The sequence below is a fragment of the uncultured Algibacter sp. genome, from assembly GCF_905480415.1.
GTDB lineage: Bacteria > Bacteroidota > Bacteroidia > Flavobacteriales > Flavobacteriaceae > Algibacter_B.
Genome location: NZ_CAJQQI010000193.1, coordinates 1 through 18026, shown reverse-complemented (window position 1 = coordinate 18026; position 18026 = coordinate 1). Strand labels below are relative to the sequence as shown.

At 32.6% G+C, this 18026-nt stretch carries 16 protein-coding genes and 1 pseudogene; 10 read left to right on the top strand and 7 right to left on the bottom strand.

Features of this window, described 5'->3' with window-relative positions; genetic code table 11:
- The first annotated feature begins 1 nt into the window (after position 1).
- The 5 genes from QZ260_RS12990 to murI all read left to right on the top strand — a co-directional run bounded on the left by QZ260_RS12990 (position 2) and on the right by murI (position 5912).
- Positions 2-742, top strand: a complete 741-nt coding sequence (locus QZ260_RS12990) for an isoprenyl transferase (protein ID WP_295986957.1) — start codon at positions 2-4, stop codon at positions 740-742.
- Positions 675-3356 (top strand): outer membrane protein assembly factor BamA, encoded by a 2682-nt coding sequence (gene bamA / locus QZ260_RS12985; RefSeq protein ID WP_295986955.1) that lies wholly within the window; start codon positions 675-677, stop codon positions 3354-3356. Before QZ260_RS12990 ends, bamA begins: the two co-directional genes overlap by 68 nt.
- Positions 3357-3527: 171 nt before the next feature.
- On the top strand, positions 3528-4529 hold the full coding sequence (locus QZ260_RS12980) for an OmpH family outer membrane protein (protein ID WP_295986953.1): 1002 nt from the start codon (positions 3528-3530) through the stop codon (positions 4527-4529).
- Between the two features lie 31 nt (positions 4530-4560).
- Positions 4561-5061: an OmpH family outer membrane protein gene (locus tag QZ260_RS12975; RefSeq protein ID WP_295986951.1), complete on the top strand. Its 501-nt coding sequence runs from the start codon at positions 4561-4563 to the stop codon at positions 5059-5061.
- Positions 5062-5132: 71 nt separating this feature from the next.
- Positions 5133-5912, top strand: a complete 780-nt coding sequence (murI, locus tag QZ260_RS12970; RefSeq protein WP_295986948.1) for a glutamate racemase — start codon at positions 5133-5135, stop codon at positions 5910-5912.
- A gap of 198 nt (positions 5913-6110) precedes the next feature.
- On the opposite strand, the gene QZ260_RS12965 is transcribed toward murI, so the two are convergent.
- On the bottom strand, positions 6111-6626 hold the full coding sequence (locus QZ260_RS12965; RefSeq protein WP_295986945.1) for a gamma carbonic anhydrase family protein: 516 nt from the start codon (positions 6624-6626) through the stop codon (positions 6111-6113).
- Between the two features lie 220 nt (positions 6627-6846).
- Positions 6847-7857: a type IX secretion system membrane protein PorP/SprF gene (locus tag QZ260_RS12960; RefSeq protein ID WP_295986942.1), complete on the bottom strand. Its 1011-nt coding sequence runs from the start codon at positions 7855-7857 to the stop codon at positions 6847-6849.
- A gap of 175 nt (positions 7858-8032) precedes the next feature.
- On the opposite strand from QZ260_RS12960, the gene QZ260_RS12955 reads away from it, so the two are divergent.
- The 5 genes and pseudogenes from QZ260_RS12955 (at position 8033) to QZ260_RS12935 (ending at position 12664) form a co-directional block, all read left to right on the top strand.
- Positions 8033-8938 carry a NifU family protein gene (locus QZ260_RS12955; protein ID WP_295986940.1) on the top strand — a complete coding sequence of 302 codons (906 nt, stop codon included), beginning with the start codon at positions 8033-8035 and terminating at the stop codon, positions 8936-8938.
- A gap of 87 nt (positions 8939-9025) precedes the next feature.
- Positions 9026-9226, top strand: a pseudogene (locus tag QZ260_RS12950) (dodecin family protein).
- A 77-nt stretch (positions 9227-9303) separates the two neighbouring features.
- Entirely contained in the window at positions 9304-11409 is a 2106-nt protein-coding gene (locus tag QZ260_RS12945; protein ID WP_365969693.1) for a thioredoxin domain-containing protein, read from the top strand.
- On the top strand, positions 11406-11765 hold the full coding sequence (locus QZ260_RS12940; RefSeq protein ID WP_295986938.1) for a DUF1304 domain-containing protein: 360 nt from the start codon (positions 11406-11408) through the stop codon (positions 11763-11765). The genes QZ260_RS12945 and QZ260_RS12940 overlap by 4 nt, the downstream gene beginning before the upstream one ends.
- Positions 11766-11848: 83 nt before the next feature.
- Positions 11849-12664 (top strand): mechanosensitive ion channel domain-containing protein, encoded by an 816-nt coding sequence (locus QZ260_RS12935; RefSeq protein WP_295986936.1) that lies wholly within the window; start codon positions 11849-11851, stop codon positions 12662-12664.
- A 56-nt stretch (positions 12665-12720) separates the two neighbouring features.
- Here QZ260_RS12935 and tsaB read toward each other — a convergent pair whose 3' ends face one another.
- The 5 genes from tsaB to QZ260_RS12910 all read right to left on the bottom strand — a co-directional run.
- The gene (gene tsaB / locus QZ260_RS12930) at positions 12721-13395 is read right to left on the bottom strand and encodes a tRNA (adenosine(37)-N6)-threonylcarbamoyltransferase complex dimerization subunit type 1 TsaB (protein WP_295986933.1); all 675 of its coding nucleotides are present in this window, start codon (positions 13393-13395) and stop codon (positions 12721-12723) included.
- A gap of 1 nt (position 13396) precedes the next feature.
- Positions 13397-14740, bottom strand: a complete 1344-nt coding sequence (locus QZ260_RS12925) for a TolC family protein (protein ID WP_295986931.1) — start codon at positions 14738-14740, stop codon at positions 13397-13399.
- A 10-nt stretch (positions 14741-14750) separates the two neighbouring features.
- Positions 14751-15854, bottom strand: a complete 1104-nt coding sequence (locus QZ260_RS12920) for an efflux RND transporter periplasmic adaptor subunit (RefSeq protein ID WP_295986929.1) — start codon at positions 15852-15854, stop codon at positions 14751-14753.
- Positions 15855-15868: 14 nt separating this feature from the next.
- A complete protein-coding gene (locus QZ260_RS12915) occupies positions 15869-17110 on the bottom strand; it encodes an ABC transporter permease (protein ID WP_295986926.1) in 1242 nt (413 codons plus the stop codon).
- A partial coding sequence (locus QZ260_RS12910; RefSeq protein ID WP_295986925.1) for an FtsX-like permease family protein occupies positions 17111-18026 on the bottom strand: 916 nt, incomplete at its 5' end.

Genomic DNA, 18026 nt, shown 5'->3' with positions numbered 1-18026 from the left:
AATGGATTTAAAAGACAGCATACTTACAAAACCGTTACCAAAACACATCGCTATTATTATGGATGGTAATGGGCGTTGGGCAAAACAAAAAGGAATGCTACGTGCTTTTGGACATGAAAATGGGACGAAATCTGTAAGACAGACCGTTGAGACTTCTGCAGAACTTGGCATAGAAAACTTAACCCTTTATGCCTTTTCAACTGAAAACTGGAACAGACCAAAACTAGAAGTTCAAACGTTAATGAGACTTTTAGTGTCTTCATTAAAAAAAGAAATTAGCACACTTCAAAACAATAATATTAAACTAACAGCAATTGGGGCTTTAGATACACTTCCTAAAAAAGTACACAAAGAACTTTTTGAAGTTATAGAAAACACCAAGCAGAATACAAGAATGACTTTAACGCTTGCGCTTAGCTATGGTTCAAGAGAGGAAATCATAAACACTGTTAAAGAAATTAGTATTAAAGTTAAAAATAATATAATTTCGCCCGAAAATATTGAAGAATCAATTATAAATCAGCATCTTTACACGCAAAATTTACCAGATGTAGATTTGCTTATTAGAACCAGTGGAGAACAGCGCATAAGTAACTTTTTGTTATGGCAAATTGCTTATGCCGAATTATATTTCACAAATGTTTTATGGCCAGATTTTACGAAGGATCATTTGTATGAAGCTATTATTGAATATCAAAAAAGAGAACGACGATTTGGGAAAACAAGTGAACAACTTAGCTAAAATTTTACCTACACTAACATATTTAAAATACTGCGTAACTCTACTCTTTCTTATTAGTTGCCTTAATATTAATGCTCAAAATTCAAATTTTAGTAAAGGCAAAAAATATACATTAGCCGAAATTACAGTTGCTGGCAATACTTCATTTAGCGAGCAAACTATCATTACATATTCTGGCTTAAGAAAGGGCAAAGAAATAACCATCCCAGGTGAAGATATTGGTAATGCTATCAAAAAACTTTGGAATTCTAAATTGTTTAGCGACATTGAAGTTTACGTTACTAAAATAGAAGACGATGTAGTTTATTTACAAATAAAATTAGCTGATTTACCTCAACTTAACGAACTTAAAATCAACGGTGTTAAAAAAGGAAAAAAAGAGAGTATAATTAATGAGAATAAACTAAAAAAAGGCACGAAGATTACTGAAAACCTTATTACTACAACTAAAAACTTCCTCACGAAAAAATATAAAAAAGACGGTTTTCTTAATACTAAAGTATATATCAATACCATTGAAGTTATAGACTCTATCGAGACCTCAAGAGTAAATATGGTACTTAATATTGATAAAGGTGAAAAAGTAAAGATTAAAGATATTATTTTTAATGGTAACGAAGTTCTAAACGATAAAAGGCTTAGAAAAAGTATGAAAGGCACCAAGAAAATCAACCGCCTAAGAATACTTAAACGTTCAAAATTTATAGATTCTGCTTATCAAGCAGATTTAGGTCATGTAATAGATACCTATAAAGAAAATGGTTATAGAGATGCCCGAGTTTTGTCGGATAGTGTCATTTATAACAATGATAAAACGATATCACTAATTGTTAACGTTAATGAGGGAGAAGCATACACCTTTGGTGATATAACATTTATTGGTAACACGGTTTATACTAACGACCAATTAAATAGACTATTACGTATTAGAAAAGGAGATACCTACAATGGTATCTTATTGCAAAAACGAATTGCTGACGATTCAAAACCGGATGCACAAGATATCACAAATCAATACCAAAATAATGGTTATTTATTTTCTAGTATCAACCCTGTAGAAGTAAGTGCTGTTAATAATGTTATTGATATTGAGGTCAGAGTATCAGAAGGGAAACCAGCTTATTTTAATACAGTAAGTGTAGTTGGTAATGATAAGACTAACGATCACGTTATTTACAGAGAACTTCGTACACGTCCAGGGCAGTTATATAGTAAAGCAAATGTAGTGCGTACGGTTAGAGAGCTTGGTCAATTAGGCTTTTTTGATGCTCAAGAAATCTCACCAAACTTTAATAACCCCAACCCTGTTGAGGGCACCATTGATATGGAATATTCGGTTAAAGAAACTGGCTCTAGTCAAATTGAGTTACAAGGTGGCTACGGTGGTGGTGGTTTTATAGGAACACTTGGTTTATCTTTCAATAACTTTTCAATAAAAGATATATTTAAGAAAGACGCTTATAAACCAATCCCTATGGGTGATGGCCAAAAACTAGCATTACGTTTACAAGCCAGTCGTTTTTATCAAACTTATAGTTTTTCATTCTCTGAACCCTGGTTAGGAGGTAAACGTCCTGTTCAATTTTCTACATCCCTTTCACATACTAAACAGTTTTTGTATAATCCTCAAACAAGGAATGCAGATAAAAGTAGAAGTTTCAACATTACAGGAATTACTTTAGGTTTAGCAAAACGATTATCCGTTCCTGATGATTATTTTACACTTTCTCAAGCTATAAGTTATCAGCGATACGACTTAAAAAATTATAATACAGGTTTATTTACATTTGGTGATGGCTTTTCTAATAATTTGTCATATACTTTTGGTTTAACAAGAAATAATACAAGTGTAGACCCTATTTTCCCTACAGGTGGTTCTAATTTTGGAGTTACAGCTAAATTTTCCCTTCCTTATTCATTATTTAATGGAGTAGATTACGAACAATTATCTATTGATTATGATGATGCCCTCGAAAAAAGATCAAATGCAACCAGTGCTGCAGATCGCGATTATATTGAAGCAAATGAAGACATAACACGTATAGATCAAGAACGCTATAAATGGCTTGAATTTTATAAAGTAAAATTTTCTGGAGAGTGGTATACACAAGTTGCTAAAAATTTAGTTTTAAGACCAAAGATTGAATTTGGTTTTTTAGGCGCATACAACAATGATAGGGGTGTTATACCATTTGAACGTTTTTATCTAGGAGGTGATGGCTTAGGTAATTTTTCGTTAGATGGTAGGGAGGTTATTCAATTACGTGGATATCCGAACCAATCTCTTACACATTTAGATGAAACAACAGGTCAAGCATCTCAAGATGGATCAAGTATTTACAATAAGTTTTCTTTAGAACTTCGTTATCCTATTACATTAAAAGCTTCTGCGAAGATTTATGCTTTAGGCTTTTTAGAAGGAGGAGCTTCATCTGATACTTTTAGAGATTTTAACCCATTCAATATCAGTCGCTCTGCGGGTCTAGGTATTCGAATTTTTATGCCTGCCTTTGGTTTATTAGGCATTGATTTTGGTCATGGATTTGATGCTTTACCAGGAGAAACTGTTAAACATGGTTGGGAAACTCACTTCATAATTGGACAGCAATTTTAAGTAAAAAAACATTTTGGCACGATATTTTCTAATACCACATTGATGATTTGCATGAGAATTAAAATTTTTAAGATTAAAATTCGTTAATTTTGAAGATACAATTCAAAAGGCAGAGAAAATCATCTGTCACTTTTAGAATTTATAAGTCATAAATTATAAAAAATTAAAGAGATGAAACATAACGTTCTTTTTTTACTGACATTAGTTTTTATGCTAAGCTTTTATTCGCATGCACAGCGCGGTGTGAGAATTGCTTATATAGACACCGAGTATATTTTAGAGAATGTTCCTGAATATCAAGAGGCTACTACTCAATTAGAAGATAAAGCTCAAAAATGGAAAAATGAGATTCAATCAAAATTGACAACTGTAGAACAAAAGCGAAAAGATTTAAGTAATGAAAAAGCACTTTTAACAAAAGAGCTTATTGATGAGCGTGAAGAAGATATCACTTTTGAAGAAAATGAAATTTTAGACTATCAGCAAAAACGTTTCGGACCAAACGGTGATTTGTTCATTCAAAAGAAACAGTTAATGCAGCCTATACAGGATCAAATATTCGCTGCGGTTCAAGATATGGCTGAAGGAAGAAAGTATGATTTTATTTTTGATAAGTCATCAGATGCGGTGATGCTCTTTTCGGCAAAACAGTTTGATATCAGTGAGCAAGTTTTAAGAAGTATCACAAGAACATCAAAACGTACGCAAGCCAACTCAAAAGCAGAACGTAAGGCTGCAGAAGAAGAGGAATTGATTCCTGAAATAAATGAAGAGTTGGAAGCTAGAGAAAAAGTTTTAGAAGAAAAGAAAGCGAAAAGAGAAAGTGCTGTTGAAAAACGTAGAGAAGAAATTTTAGCAGTGCGTGAAGCAAAGAAATTAGAAGCGGAAGCTAGGCGTCAGAAGACATTAGATGATAGAGAAGAAGCAAAACAAGCGAAGCTTGATGCCAGAAGCAAGACATCTAAAGTAGCTGCTGAAAGTGAAGAAGGAACATCAAAACCTGCTGAAGGAGCTAAATCTGTTGAAGGCAAGACCAAAACTAAGGCTGAACTCATTGAAGAAAACAGACAGAAAAAATTAGCTGAAAGAGCTAAAAGAAAGAAAGCGTTAGAAGACAGAAAAAATAAAATTTTAGAAGATCGCCAAAAGGCAAAAGACAGTATAAACAATTAATAATTTATAACACACTTAATACTATTTAAAAATGAAACAATTCAAAACTCTCTTATTAGCAACCGTACTATGTATTACAACTATTGGCTTTACACAAGCACAAAGTAAAGTTGCTCACATAAATACACAAGAATTAATTGCATCTATGCCTGCAGCTAAAAAAGCACAATCTGAGATTGAAGCTTTGGGAAAAACATACCAAACTGATATCCAGGCTTCAATTACTGAATACCAAAATACTGTCAAGCAGTATGATGCTGAGGCAAGTACTAAAACGGCCGAAGAAAATCAAACTAGAATGGTTGAATTACAAGAAAAGCAACAACGTATTCAGCAGTTTAGAACTGATGCACAAAAGGATTTAGCTGATAAAGAAGCTGATTTATTTAAGCCTATACAAGAAGCGGCAATGAAAGCTATAAATGAAGTAGCTAAAGCTCAAGGTTACCAATATGTTTTAGATAGAGCAACTTTAATTGTAGCTGATGGCGATGATATTTTAGCAGATGTAAAAAAGCAAATGGGTATCTAATATAAAATTGCAATAAAATATATCTTAAAGCTGCCTTTTTACAAGGCAGCTTTTTTATTTTTGTTAAACTTATGAGTAAACAATCTATTGGTATTTTTGATTCTGGTGTTGGAGGCACTTCTATTTGGACAGAAATCCACGCCTTAATGCCTTATGAAAATACGATATATCTAGCTGATAGTAAAAATGCTCCTTATGGGCCAAAAGGTAAAGATGCTATTATTAATTTAAGTATAAAGAATACGGAATACTTACTCAGTAAAAACTGTAAGCTTATTGTTGTGGCTTGCAATACAGCTACAACCAATGCTATTGATTACTTAAGAGCAACATACAGCGTTCCGTTTATTGGTATTGAACCCGCTATTAAACCTGCCGCTTTAAAAACAAAAACAGATGCAATTGGTATTTTAGCTACAAAAGGCACATTGACTAGCGAACTGTTTTCCAAAACCACCAACCTATTTGCTAGCAATATTAAAGTTGTTGAACAAATTGGTGATGGTATTGTGGAACTTATAGAAAGTGGCAATCTATATTCTGAAGAGATGAAATTGCTTTTAAAAGTTTACTTAGAGCCGATGATTAAAGCTGATATTGATTATTTGGTTTTAGGATGTACACATTACCCCTATTTGATTCCTTTACTTTTAGAAATACTTCCTAAACACGTGAAAATTATTGATTCTGGTGAAGCCGTAGCACGACAAACTAAAACTGTTTTAGAAAAGCATATTTTATTGAATTCTGAAACTAGATATTCTAAAAATGAATTTTACACTAACGGTGCTCCAGAAGTAATGACACAACTTTTAGGGAAACACTTTGTTGTTGACTATCTAGATTTTTAATTGAAGCTCGCCTTTGCGCTAGGGATTAAACGGTATGTTTGAGCTCGCCGACGAAGGAGGAAGCGAGTAGTGACATATTTATATTCATAAGTTCATAATGTAAAATAGAAATCAACGAATAAAGCCCAACCTTTTGGTAACGCTAAAAATATAAATATTGTTAATAATGAGCTCCTGAAACAAGTACAGGATAACAACTTATTCTTTAAACCAACTTGAATAATTAATATAGGCATCGGCAATGCGGTTTATTTCTCCCGAAATAAGGTCTTTGCTAATATCTTTAACTTTTTTAGCGGGAACACCGGCGTAAATACTTCCAGATTTAACTATAGTGTTTTGTGTTACCACGGCGCCTGCAGCGATAATACTATTACTTTCTATCACGCAACCATCCATAATGATACTTCCCATACCAACCAGAACATCGTCATTAATAGTGCATCCATGAACTAGAGCGTTATGGCCAATTGACACGTTGTTGCCAATGGTTGTGGCAGATTTTTGATACGTACCATGAATTACGGCACCATCTTGTATATTGACCTTGTCACCCATTTTAATGAAGTTTACATCGCCACGGACAACTGCACTAAACCAGACACTGCAATGACTCCCCATGGTTACCTCACCTACTACGGTAGCGTTTTCGGCAATGAAACAATCTTTTGGAATGATAGGTGATTTTCCTCTAACTGATTTTATTACTGGCATAGTTTTGTTGTTTGAAATTAGATAGTAATTCTGATTTTTTGAAGTTGAAACTATAGTTTGTCTTCCTTTACTTAGTAAAATGCTTCGTTTACATTAATCAAATAGGGCTTGTATGCTGAAACAAAAAAAATGTTATTGGGTTAGAAAATGCTAGGCCCTAAAAGAAAAAATATACATGAGAATAAATAAAAAGGGTCAAAATTTGAGCGTATTTTATTAATTAGTTTACTGCGGGACAATTACATTCAAAACGTTCTTGTCTACAATTAAAGTTATATCCTAATGTTATTTGATGAAAACCACCGCTTGTAAATACTACATCATTCATTTGATACGTGTATGTATAGGCGAACATAAAGTCATTATAGTTAACTCCTAAGATTGGTGTGATTTGTTGTAGTTTTTGACTACTAACTGCATTCGAACTTGTCAAAAACTCAGCACCGTCTAGACTCTGTCTGTAAGATACTCCTCCCCAAACTTTTCCAAAATCCATTTGCTTATAAACTTTACCGTTAAAATCTATTGCTGCTTCTTTTGTTAAATCTCTATACTGAAACATCACAGAAGGCTCATAACTCCATTCGCTACCAAATCTACTAAACACACTACCAACAGAAACCAAATAACGCCTTAAATTGCTTGTTATCTGCGTATCTCTATTAATACCAGCATTCTCTAAAAGGTTTTTAACAGTTACGTGTGCATAGGAATCAAGATAATGATACGAGAATCCTAAATCTACATTAAAATTTGTTTCGTTTTGTACGGTTCCATTAATAATTGGATCCGGTATAGGCGCTCCATTTAAAAACGTTGTTTCATCTAGTTGGTACTGAACAAACCCAGCACTTAAGCCAAAAGAAAGCATATTTAAATCCACTTCACTTCTAGAAAACATTAAGTGATGAGCATACGTGAAATAAGCTCCTTTTTGAGAATGATAACCATTTTTATCCGCATAAAAGACCCCTCCAATACCTGATTGAGTATCACCTATCCTTCCATTTACACTCATGCTTAAAACCTTCGGAGCATCATCTTGTCCAAACCATTGTTGTCGCCCAGTAATTCTAACTTTTGCGCAGTTAGCAACACCAGCCATAGATGGGTGAATTAAGTAATAATTATCTGTTAGGTAATCTGTATATATTGGTAGCCCTTCTTGAGAGGTCGTTATGTTAGAAAACACAACTGTAATTGCCACTAAAATAATATTTTTTAATTTCATAAACTTTTTCACCAAGTGGGTTTGGCTTAACACAAACATCTTGATCCTTAAAAAATTATACATAAAAAAGATAAAGATAACCTTTACCTAAGCAGCCTTTATAAACAGCCAACAAAACTCAAATATATGGATATCTAAAGTTTTCTTTTAGTATTTTTGTAAAAAATTAGCTGAAATGAACACTTTCAAGGTTTCTGTGCAAGAAACATCCAATAGCTCCATTGTAAAATTCGAAGTAAATCAATTCATTACCAAACATCAAAGTTTTGAATTTAATAATATAGATGACGCTAAAGCATCTCCTTTAGCCCAGCAATTATTCTATTTGCCCTTTGTAAAAAAAGTGTATATATCTGGAAATTTTGTTGCAGTTGAACGATTCGATATTGTAGAATGGAATGATGTGCAAGATGAAGTTTCTGAACAAATTGAGGCCTATTTAAATGACGGAGGCATTGTTGTGGAAGAATCTTCTGCTGCTACTAAAAAAGTACCGATAACGGTTTATGCAGAAAGCACACCGAATCCATCAGTGATGAAATTTGTCGCTAACAAAAAAATAGTAACAGCGCTTTTTGAGTTCACTTCAATTGATGAAGCTAAACTTTCTCCTTTAGCGACAGAACTATTTCATTTTCCATTTGTGCAACGTGTTTTTATTGATGAAAATTATGTGTCGATTACTAAATACGACATGGCTGAATGGCAAGATATTACTATAGAACTTCGTGAGTTTATTAGAAGTTATATAGAAAGCGGTAAAGATGTTGTTTTGCCAGAAGCAGTTGAAACATTACAAAAATCTTCTAAACAAATTGATAGCAAATTTGAAGCTTTAGATGATATTTCAAAAGAAATTGTAAACATTCTAGAAGAATATGTTAAACCTGCAGTTGCCAGTGATGGTGGAAACATTCAGTTTATTTCTTATGATTCAGCTGAGAAAAGCGTTAGTGTAATGCTACAAGGCGCTTGCAGTGGTTGTCCTTCTTCAACATACACTCTAAAAAGCGGTATTGAAAATATGCTCAAAGAAATGTTACCCGGAAAAGTTGAAACTGTTGAGGCTATTAATGGTTAAATCCTTGTGACTTTTTTAAACTAATTGGGTCTAACATTAGTTACCTTTAAAGAGGTGGCCTAATTATAAATTAAAAAATATAGAATCATGGCAGTTTTAAAAGTAATCGAAATTTTAGCTAACTCAGAGAAAAGTTAGGAAGATGCAACCAAAAAAGCAATACAACACGCATCAAAAAGTTTAAAAAATATTCGTTCTGTTTATGTTCAAGACCAAAGCGCAAGCGTAAAAAATGGTGAAGTAACAGACTTTAGGGTAAACTTAAAAATCACTTTTGAAGTAGAATAAATTCCGCTTCAATATAAAACACTAAGCGTTCATTATTTGAACGCTTTTTTTGTGCTAAAAATTGTTAACTTTGTTGCATGAAGCACCTATTCCCACTCGCGTTTATAATACTTATCATAGGCTGTAAAGGTCAGAATTCAGAGTCCATGAAACACCCATACACCAATGCTCTTGTCAATGAAACTAGTCCTTATCTATTACAACATGCGCATAACCCTGTAGATTGGAATGCATGGAATGAAACCACTTTAGAAAAAGCAAAAACTGAAAATAAATTAATACTTATTAGTGTTGGTTATGCAGCCTGCCATTGGTGTCATGTTATGGAACATGAAAGTTTTGAAGATAGCATAGTAGCTCAAGTGATGAATAAAAGTTTTATCAATATAAAAGTAGATCGAGAGGAGCGCCCTGATGTAGATCAAGTTTATATGAATGCAGTTCAACTTATGACGGGCAGTGGCGGATGGCCTTTAAATGTAATTGCTTTGCCAGACGGTAGACCTGTTTGGGGTGGTACATATTTTAAGAAAGAACAGTGGATGGATGCTTTAGAACAAATTTCAAAATTATATGCAGATAATCCCGAAAAACTTCAAGACTATGCCGATAAATTAGAAGAGGGCATTAAATCATTAGATGTTGTTCAATTGAATACTGATGAACCCGTTTTTGATAAACCTTTCATTCAAAATGCTATTAAAAGTTGGTCAAAGCAATTTGACAAGAATCAAGGTGGCATGAATAAGGCACCAAAATTTATGATGCCTAATAATTATCATTTTCTTTTGAGGTATGCTTATCAAAATAACGATACTGAGTTATTAGACTTTGTTAATTTGACGCTAAAAAAAATGGCTTACGGTGGTGTTTTTGACCAAATTGGTGGTGGATTTTCAAGATATTCCGTTGATGCTAAATGGCACATTCCTCACTTTGAGAAAATGCTTTATGATAATGGGCAACTGGTTAGTTTATATACTGATGCATACCTGATTACTAAAAATGAAATTTACAAAGACATCGTCATTGAAACTTTAAAATACATAAAACAAGAAATGACGACTAGTAATGGTGCTTTTTATTCATCATTAGACGCTGACAGTGATACCTCAGAGGGCGAACTTGAAGAAGGCGCATTTTATGTGTGGACAAAAAATGAATTAAACACCCTTTTAAAAGAAGATTTTGAATTGTTTTCAGACTATTATAATATAAATAATTATGGGTTTTGGGAACATGATAATTATGTGCTGATTAGGAAAGATGATGATGACTCCATTATAAAGAAACACAACCTTACTAAAACTATTTTGGTAGAAAAGAAAGAAGCATGGAAAGTTCTGCTTCTTAAAGAACGTAACCAAAGAGCCAAACCAAGATTAGACGACAAAACTTTGACCTCTTGGAATGCCATTATGCTTAAAGGCTATACAGATGCTTATCGTGTGTTTGGAAATGATGATTATCTCGCTATTGCAGAAAAAAACGCCAATTTTATAGTAAATAATCAATTACGAGAAGATGGTGGATTATATCATAATTATAAAAATGGAAAAAGTAGTATAAACGGTTACTTAGAAGATTATGCTGCCACTATTGATGCTTTTATAACACTTTATGAAAACACCTTAGATGAAAAATGGTTAACTACTGCTAAAGGTTTGGCAAACTATACTTTTGACCATTTCTTCGATAGTGCTAGTAATATGTTCTTTTTTACCTCAAATGAAGATGCTTCATTGGTTTCTAGAAGTATTGAATATAGAGATAATGTGATACCAGCAAGTAATTCTATTATGGCAAAAAACCTATTTAAATTATCACATTATTTTGATAATGAACACTTCAGTGCAACTGCTATGACAATGCTAAATAATATAAAACCAGAAATGCAAGAATATCCATCAGGATACTCCAATTGGTTTGACTTAATGCTTAATTATGCACAACCTTACTACGAAGTGGCTATTGTTGGGGCTAATGTAAAACAGAAAATAGATGAATTAAACAAAACCTACATCCCTAATAAACTTATAGCTGGAAGTACTTCGGAAAACAATATGCCTTTATTAGAGAATAGATACAACCCAAATAATACACTTATTTACGTGTGTGTAAATAAGGCCTGTAAATTGCCTGTTTCAAAAGTAAAAGACGCTATAAAATTTTTAAAACAATGACACTTACAACTTTTATACTATTAGCTTTCGTAGCCATAGAACATATTTATTTCTTGATTTTAGAAATGTTTATGTGGACCAAACCAAAAGGCATCAAAGCTTTTGGTTTAAAATCTAAACAATTTGCAGAAGAAACTAAAGTGCTCGCGGCTAACCAAGGACTTTATAATGGTTTTTTAGCAGCAGGACTTATATTTTCTATGATTGAAAACGATATAAGAGTTGCTGTTTTCTTTCTTATTTGTGTGACCATAGCTGGTATTTATGGAGCGTTCTCTACAAAACAAATAAAGTTATTCTACGTACAAGCAATTCCTGCAATTATCGCGTTAATTTTTTGCTTTATTCCAAGTTAATTAATCTTTTTTTTATCATTTAAAGACTTAAAAACTTACGTTTAGTTTTTAATTTTGCAATCATTCAAAACTTATAAAAAATCATGAATTTAGAAAATATTGACACAGAAAAATGGCTTCAGTTAGGCTTAGATTATGGACTGAAAATTCTTGGAGCTATTGTTATATGGATTATTGGATCTTGGGTAATTAAAAAGATATTAAAAGCTACTAAAAAGGTTATGTCTATAGGAGATTATGATGAGAGTCTTCAAAAATTCCTTTTAAACTTATTGAGCTGGACTTTAAAAATTGTTTTAATAATTGTTGTTTTAGGCACTGTTGGTGTTGAAACCACATCATTCGCAGCTATTTTAGCGGCCGCTGGTTTAGCCGTTGGATTAGCTCTACAAGGTTCATTAGGGAATTTTGCTGGTGGTGTATTAATTATGATTTTTAAACCTATTAAAATTGGAGATTTAGTTGAAGCTCAAGGTGAAATTGGAGTCGTTAAAGAAATTGAAATTTTTACAACTAAGTTAACTGGTTTATCAAATAGAGAAATCATAATTCCTAATGGTTCTTTATCAAACGGAAATATAATTAATTATTCAACAGAAGGTACGCGTCGTGTAGATTTAACCTTCGGAGTTGGTTATGATTCTGATATTAAGAAAACAAAAGAGGTATTAATGAATGTTTTAACATCGCATCCAAAAGTTTTAAAAACACCAGAGCCTTCTGTTAATGTTTCTGAATTAGCAGATAGTTCAATAAATTTTGCGGTAAGACCTTGGTGCCATACAGACGATTATTGGGCGGTTTACTTTGGTATTACTGAAGATGTAAAAGAAGCGCTTGATAAATCAGGTATTGAAATTCCTTACCCACATCAAGTTGAAATACGAAAACAAGGTTAAAACCTTACTAAATAAATATTACGACCCATCAGGTTTAAAGCTTAATGGGTCTTTTTTTATTTAGAATTCGGCTTTAAAGCCACGAAATCTTTTAAATAATAAGGTTCAAAATAAGCGATATCTTCGGTGTCGTTTTTTTTGTATTTAGTATCAGCTAACAAACTCATATCGTTAGCAGAAGGTAACTTATCTTCAATGAAAATGGCATTTGTGTGATTGATTAAAGTTTTTGTTTTTTCAACACCGTTACCAATAAAATAAACTTTTCCTTTCTCTAAGTAATCATTGAAAGATGTTTCATCTAAAATTTGAGCTTGGGTTTCTCTTATTTCGTTATAATTTGAATCGTAAATAGCAGAATAAACCTCCATCCGTCGGGCATCGAGCATAGAAACAATAATGCCATCATCCATTTTAACCTGATGTGCAAGAGCATCTAAGGTAGGGATAGAAATTAATGGCTTATCTAGTGCAAAACACAATCCTTTTGCTGCTGAAACTCCAATACGTAAGCCTGTATAAGACCCAGGCCCTTTACTAACGGAAATAGCATCTAATTTGTTCGAATTTATATTGGCTTCTTTTAAAACTTCATCAATATAAACATGAAGTCTTTCTGCATGCGAATAACTTTTATCATTATCCTCTTTTAAAACTATCGTTTTACCTTCTTTTGAAAGAGATACAGAACAATTGGTTGTTGCGGTTTCTATGTTAAGTATAAATGCCAAATTAGTTAGTTAGCGATTTTCCCATGTAAAAATCTAAAACTTTTGTTTTAAAAACAAAATCATATTTTGCATTTATCAAAGACGACTCTGCATTTATTAATTGTACTCTAGACTGCTCTAAATCAAAAGCAGTCATGCTACCAATATCGTAACGTTCTTTTGAGTTGTTGAATGCTAATTCTTGAGACGTTAAAGACCTTTTTGCTGCAACAAATGCTTTTAATGCTGCTTGAGCATCTGTATATGCACGTTGAATATTAGACTCTAAATCTAACTTTGCTTGGTCTAAACGCAATTTGCTATTTTCTTCTTGTATACCAGATTTTGCAACTGCTGTTTTATTTTGAAATCTTGAAAAAATTGGAATACTAATATTAATTCTAACATTATGAGCTCTTTGCTCATTTAATTGATTAAAGAATGATGTTTCATCATCACTTAAATTCGTGAAAAAAGCACTAGTTCCGTATGAATAGCCTGCTGTAACCGTTGGATAAAACCCGCTTTTTGAAATTTCAGTACCTAGTTCAGCATTTTCAATATTCTTTTCAGCAACTTTAATTTCATTTCTGTTTTCCAACGCATAATTTAAAATGGGTTGAATATTGTTGTAAAGTAAAGCTTCTGACGGTGTATCAATATTTATAAATTCAACCTCAAACCCATTATAAGGAACTTGTAATAATTGTGACAATGTGAGTAATGATAAATTAATGTTGTTTTCAGCAATAGTTACCTGTTGCGCGTCTCGACTTAAAGCTGCATCAGCATCATAAATATTAGCTTTGGGTTGCACACCAGCATCCACTAAACCCTTTACTTGTTTTAATTGTGCTGTACTAAATTCGTATTGTGCATTGGCTATCTCTAGCTGCTCTTTATTAAACAAAACATTTAAATAAGCGTTTACAACGTTTAACGAAATATCATCTTTAATTCTATTTAACTCAAATTGATTAGATTCAAGGTTTAATTTTGATTGTTTGTACAAATTTGTTAATCTAAAACCATTAAAAATAGTTTGATTAGCTCCAATAGATATGTTAGTACTATTTGCAGTTCTATCTACAAACTGCCCTTGAAATAACTCGGCATTACCTAAAGATAAGTTTTGATTTAAACTACCATTTACAGAAGGCAAAAACTGTCCTTTTGCAGCAATAATGTCTTGCTCATTTATTAATAATGAGTTTTCTGTTTGCCTAACAGTAATATTATTTTCTAAGGCATGATTAACGCATTCTTGCAACGTCCATTTCTTTTCTTGGGCAAAGAATGAAACTGAAACTAATAATAGTAACAGTAAAAGACTGTTTTTAGTGAATTTAATATTTAAACTAATCATATTTCTAGTCTTAATTTTCTTTAGATGCTTTATTCCAAACCTTAATTTTATCGTCTTCCTCAATACCTTCAACTATTTCAACATTAATGCCATCAGATAAGCCTAGTTTAATATCTTGTTTTTTAAATGTATTGTCGCCTTGTTCTATTTCAACATAAGGCTTTTCAGTAATTCTATCAAAACGCACTAATGATTCTTTAATACTAAAAATACTGTCTTTACTTGCTATATCTATTTCCGCGTTAGCACTATAACCAGCTCTAATATTAGCGTTTACCTCTACTTCTACATCTGCTTTTATAGTAAACTGTACCGCACCTGCATTATCTGAAATTCCTTTTGGTGCAATAAAAGTTAATTTTGCTTGTAGTTTTTTTTCTTCAAGCGCTCCAATAACAACACCTATTGGCTCACCTTCTTTTAGTTTACCAACTTCAGATTCATCAACGGTTCCTTCAAAAATCATGTTACTCATATTCGCAATGGTGGCTATACTTGTTCCTGCATTGAAGTTGTTACTTTGAATAACTTGGTCACCTACTCGAATTGGAATTTCTAATATCGTTCCTGCTATCTGGGCTATAATGTTTGTATTGGCAGAACTACCTCCAGAGATGGAGCCTTTCTTTATAATTTGATAATCATTTCTAGCTTGTTCTAAGGATTCTTTAGCTTGATTAAATGACAACTCACTATTTTCAAAATCTTGTTTTGAAATAACCCCTTTATCAAAAAGCACTTTATTTCTTTTATAAAGCGTATTGGCATTATCATATGACAATTTTGAGCTATTTAGCCTGCTATTTGCACTCAACAATGATTGTTCATTTGGTACAATTCTGATTTTAGCAATAAGATCTCCTTTTTTTACCATATCTCCTTCTTCTACCAAAATAGCATCCACAATACCTGAAATCTGAGGTTTTAACTCAATTTCTTCTTCAGGATTAAGACTCCCAGTTGCTACTATTTTTGTACTGATAGAGGTGTAAAACGGTTTTTCTGTACTAAATGATTCTGGAGCTTTACTATTGGCATCATAAAAATACTTTAGTACCCAAGCAAATAATATTACTGCTACAGCAATAAAAACGGTTTTTAAAATTTTTTTCATCTTATATATTTAATTTATTCTTCTCTTAATGCGTCAATTGGTTTGATGCTTGTGGCTTTAAATGCAGGAATAAGTCCTATTAAAGTGCCAAGAACAGTTACAATGAGTAATGCAAAAAACACCATACCAATGGATACAGATGGGTTTCGCATAAAAGCATCTTCGCCTTGTCCAGCCAGTTTATTAACCATCATTAAAATTAATCCGCCACTTATAATCCCTAAAAATCCTGAAATTAATGAGATAGCTACAGCTTCAACAATTATTTGTCTTTTAACAAGGTATGGTGTAGCTCCCAGAGCGCGTCTTATTCCAATTTCTTTGGTACGTTCTTTTACCGATATTAATAAAATCCCTCCAATGGCAAATACACCTGCAATTAAGGTTGCAATACCAACAAACCAAGTTAAGAACTGCATACCTGTTAAAAAACCTGTAAGTTGCTCAAAACGGTCTCCTAGATTAAAACCATTAAGTGCTCTATCGTCATCTGGATGTATATCATGTACGTTTTTAAGCAATAGCTTAATATCGGCGTCTAATTGATTAATATCAAAGTCTGAATCACCAGTAATCGTTAGTACATCAATATCATTCCCACGATTATAAACTTGCTGAAAGGTTGTAAAAGGAATATCAATATCTATTTGTGGCCCTCCAAAATTAACCACCTCAAATACACCAATAACTGTATAATTTAAATTATCTCCTTTTACTATTTTTCCAATAGGGTTTTCTCCTTTTTCAAATAATTGCTTATATACATCTTCTGATATAACAACCACTTTTTTACGATCATCAATATCATTTTGATTTATATAACGCCCCCATAAAAGATTCTTTTTTGCTAGAACGTCTCGAAATGGAAATTCTCCAGTAGTACCAAAATTTCCTGATAATGCATTCCTTCTTGCTGTTATAGAACCTTGGAGGCTAGGCAAAACGTACTCAACTCCTTTAACATTATTCTTAATTTTTTCAACATCCTCAAGACTTAATTTGATACGTCGTCCTTCTTGATAGCCTTTAAAAGGAATAGTAGTTGTGCCACTAAAAATAAACAAACTGTTAGTCGCGTAGTTTTGAAACCTTGTGTTAAAATTATTTTCGACCCCTTTTGCAGATCCTAGTAAGCCTATAAGTAATAGTATACCCCACCAAACACCTACCATAGTTAAAATAGACCTAAGTTTATTTTTGCTAAGGCTGTCAAATACTTCTTGCCAGGTATCTTTTTCTAATAAAAATTTTATCATTTAACCATTTCTTAAAGCTACAATAGGTTTTATTTTGGATGCTTTTTTTGCAGGTAAAAACCCTGCTATAGCTCCTGCAATTATTAAAACAATAGTTGCACTAATTAAAATAGATGGGTTTACACTAGGATTTGTAATAAAATAGCGCTCTAAGCTAGAGCCAGTAGCTTTTAAAATACCTACCCCAATTAATAAACCAATGTAGCCTGTAAAAGCTGTTATTAAAATAGCCTCCAATAAAATAATAGACACAATAGACCTTGGTGAAGCTCCTAATGCTTTACGTATGCCTATCTCTTTGGTACGTTCTTTTACAATAAAAATCATAATATTACTAATACCCAAAATTCCAGCGATTAGTGTACCAAATCCTATAATTGGAATTAGAACGCCTAGACCAGATGAAATATTATCAAGCCTTTTTTTACCTGTAAGTACACCGTTTCCAATTCTTACTCCACGTTGATCACTAGGTGCCACATCAAATTTGTTCTTTAATTTCGATGTCATTTCTTGTATTAAAACTAAAGCTTGATCTACAGTTAGTTTAGGATTATAGGTTAAAGTGATGTCTCCAATATCATCATTACCATAGTAAAGCCTTTGAATCGTTGTATATGGGGCATAAATAACCCGTTCTTGACGATCACCTCCGCCATCTGAATAAACACCAACCACCTTGTATTGAACACCTTCTAAGTCTAAATATTTTCCAATTGCAGATTCTTTCAAAAACAAATCCTCCTCAACAAGGCGTCCTATAACACATACTTTGTCTTTAGCTTTTACATCCTTCAAGCTAATAAATCGTCCATCTTTAATTTCAGCTTTTTCTATATATTGATAGTCAGGAGATACTCCTGATATTGTGTAACTTCCTTTTTCTTTTTTATAACTAACCTGATAACCTCTTGAT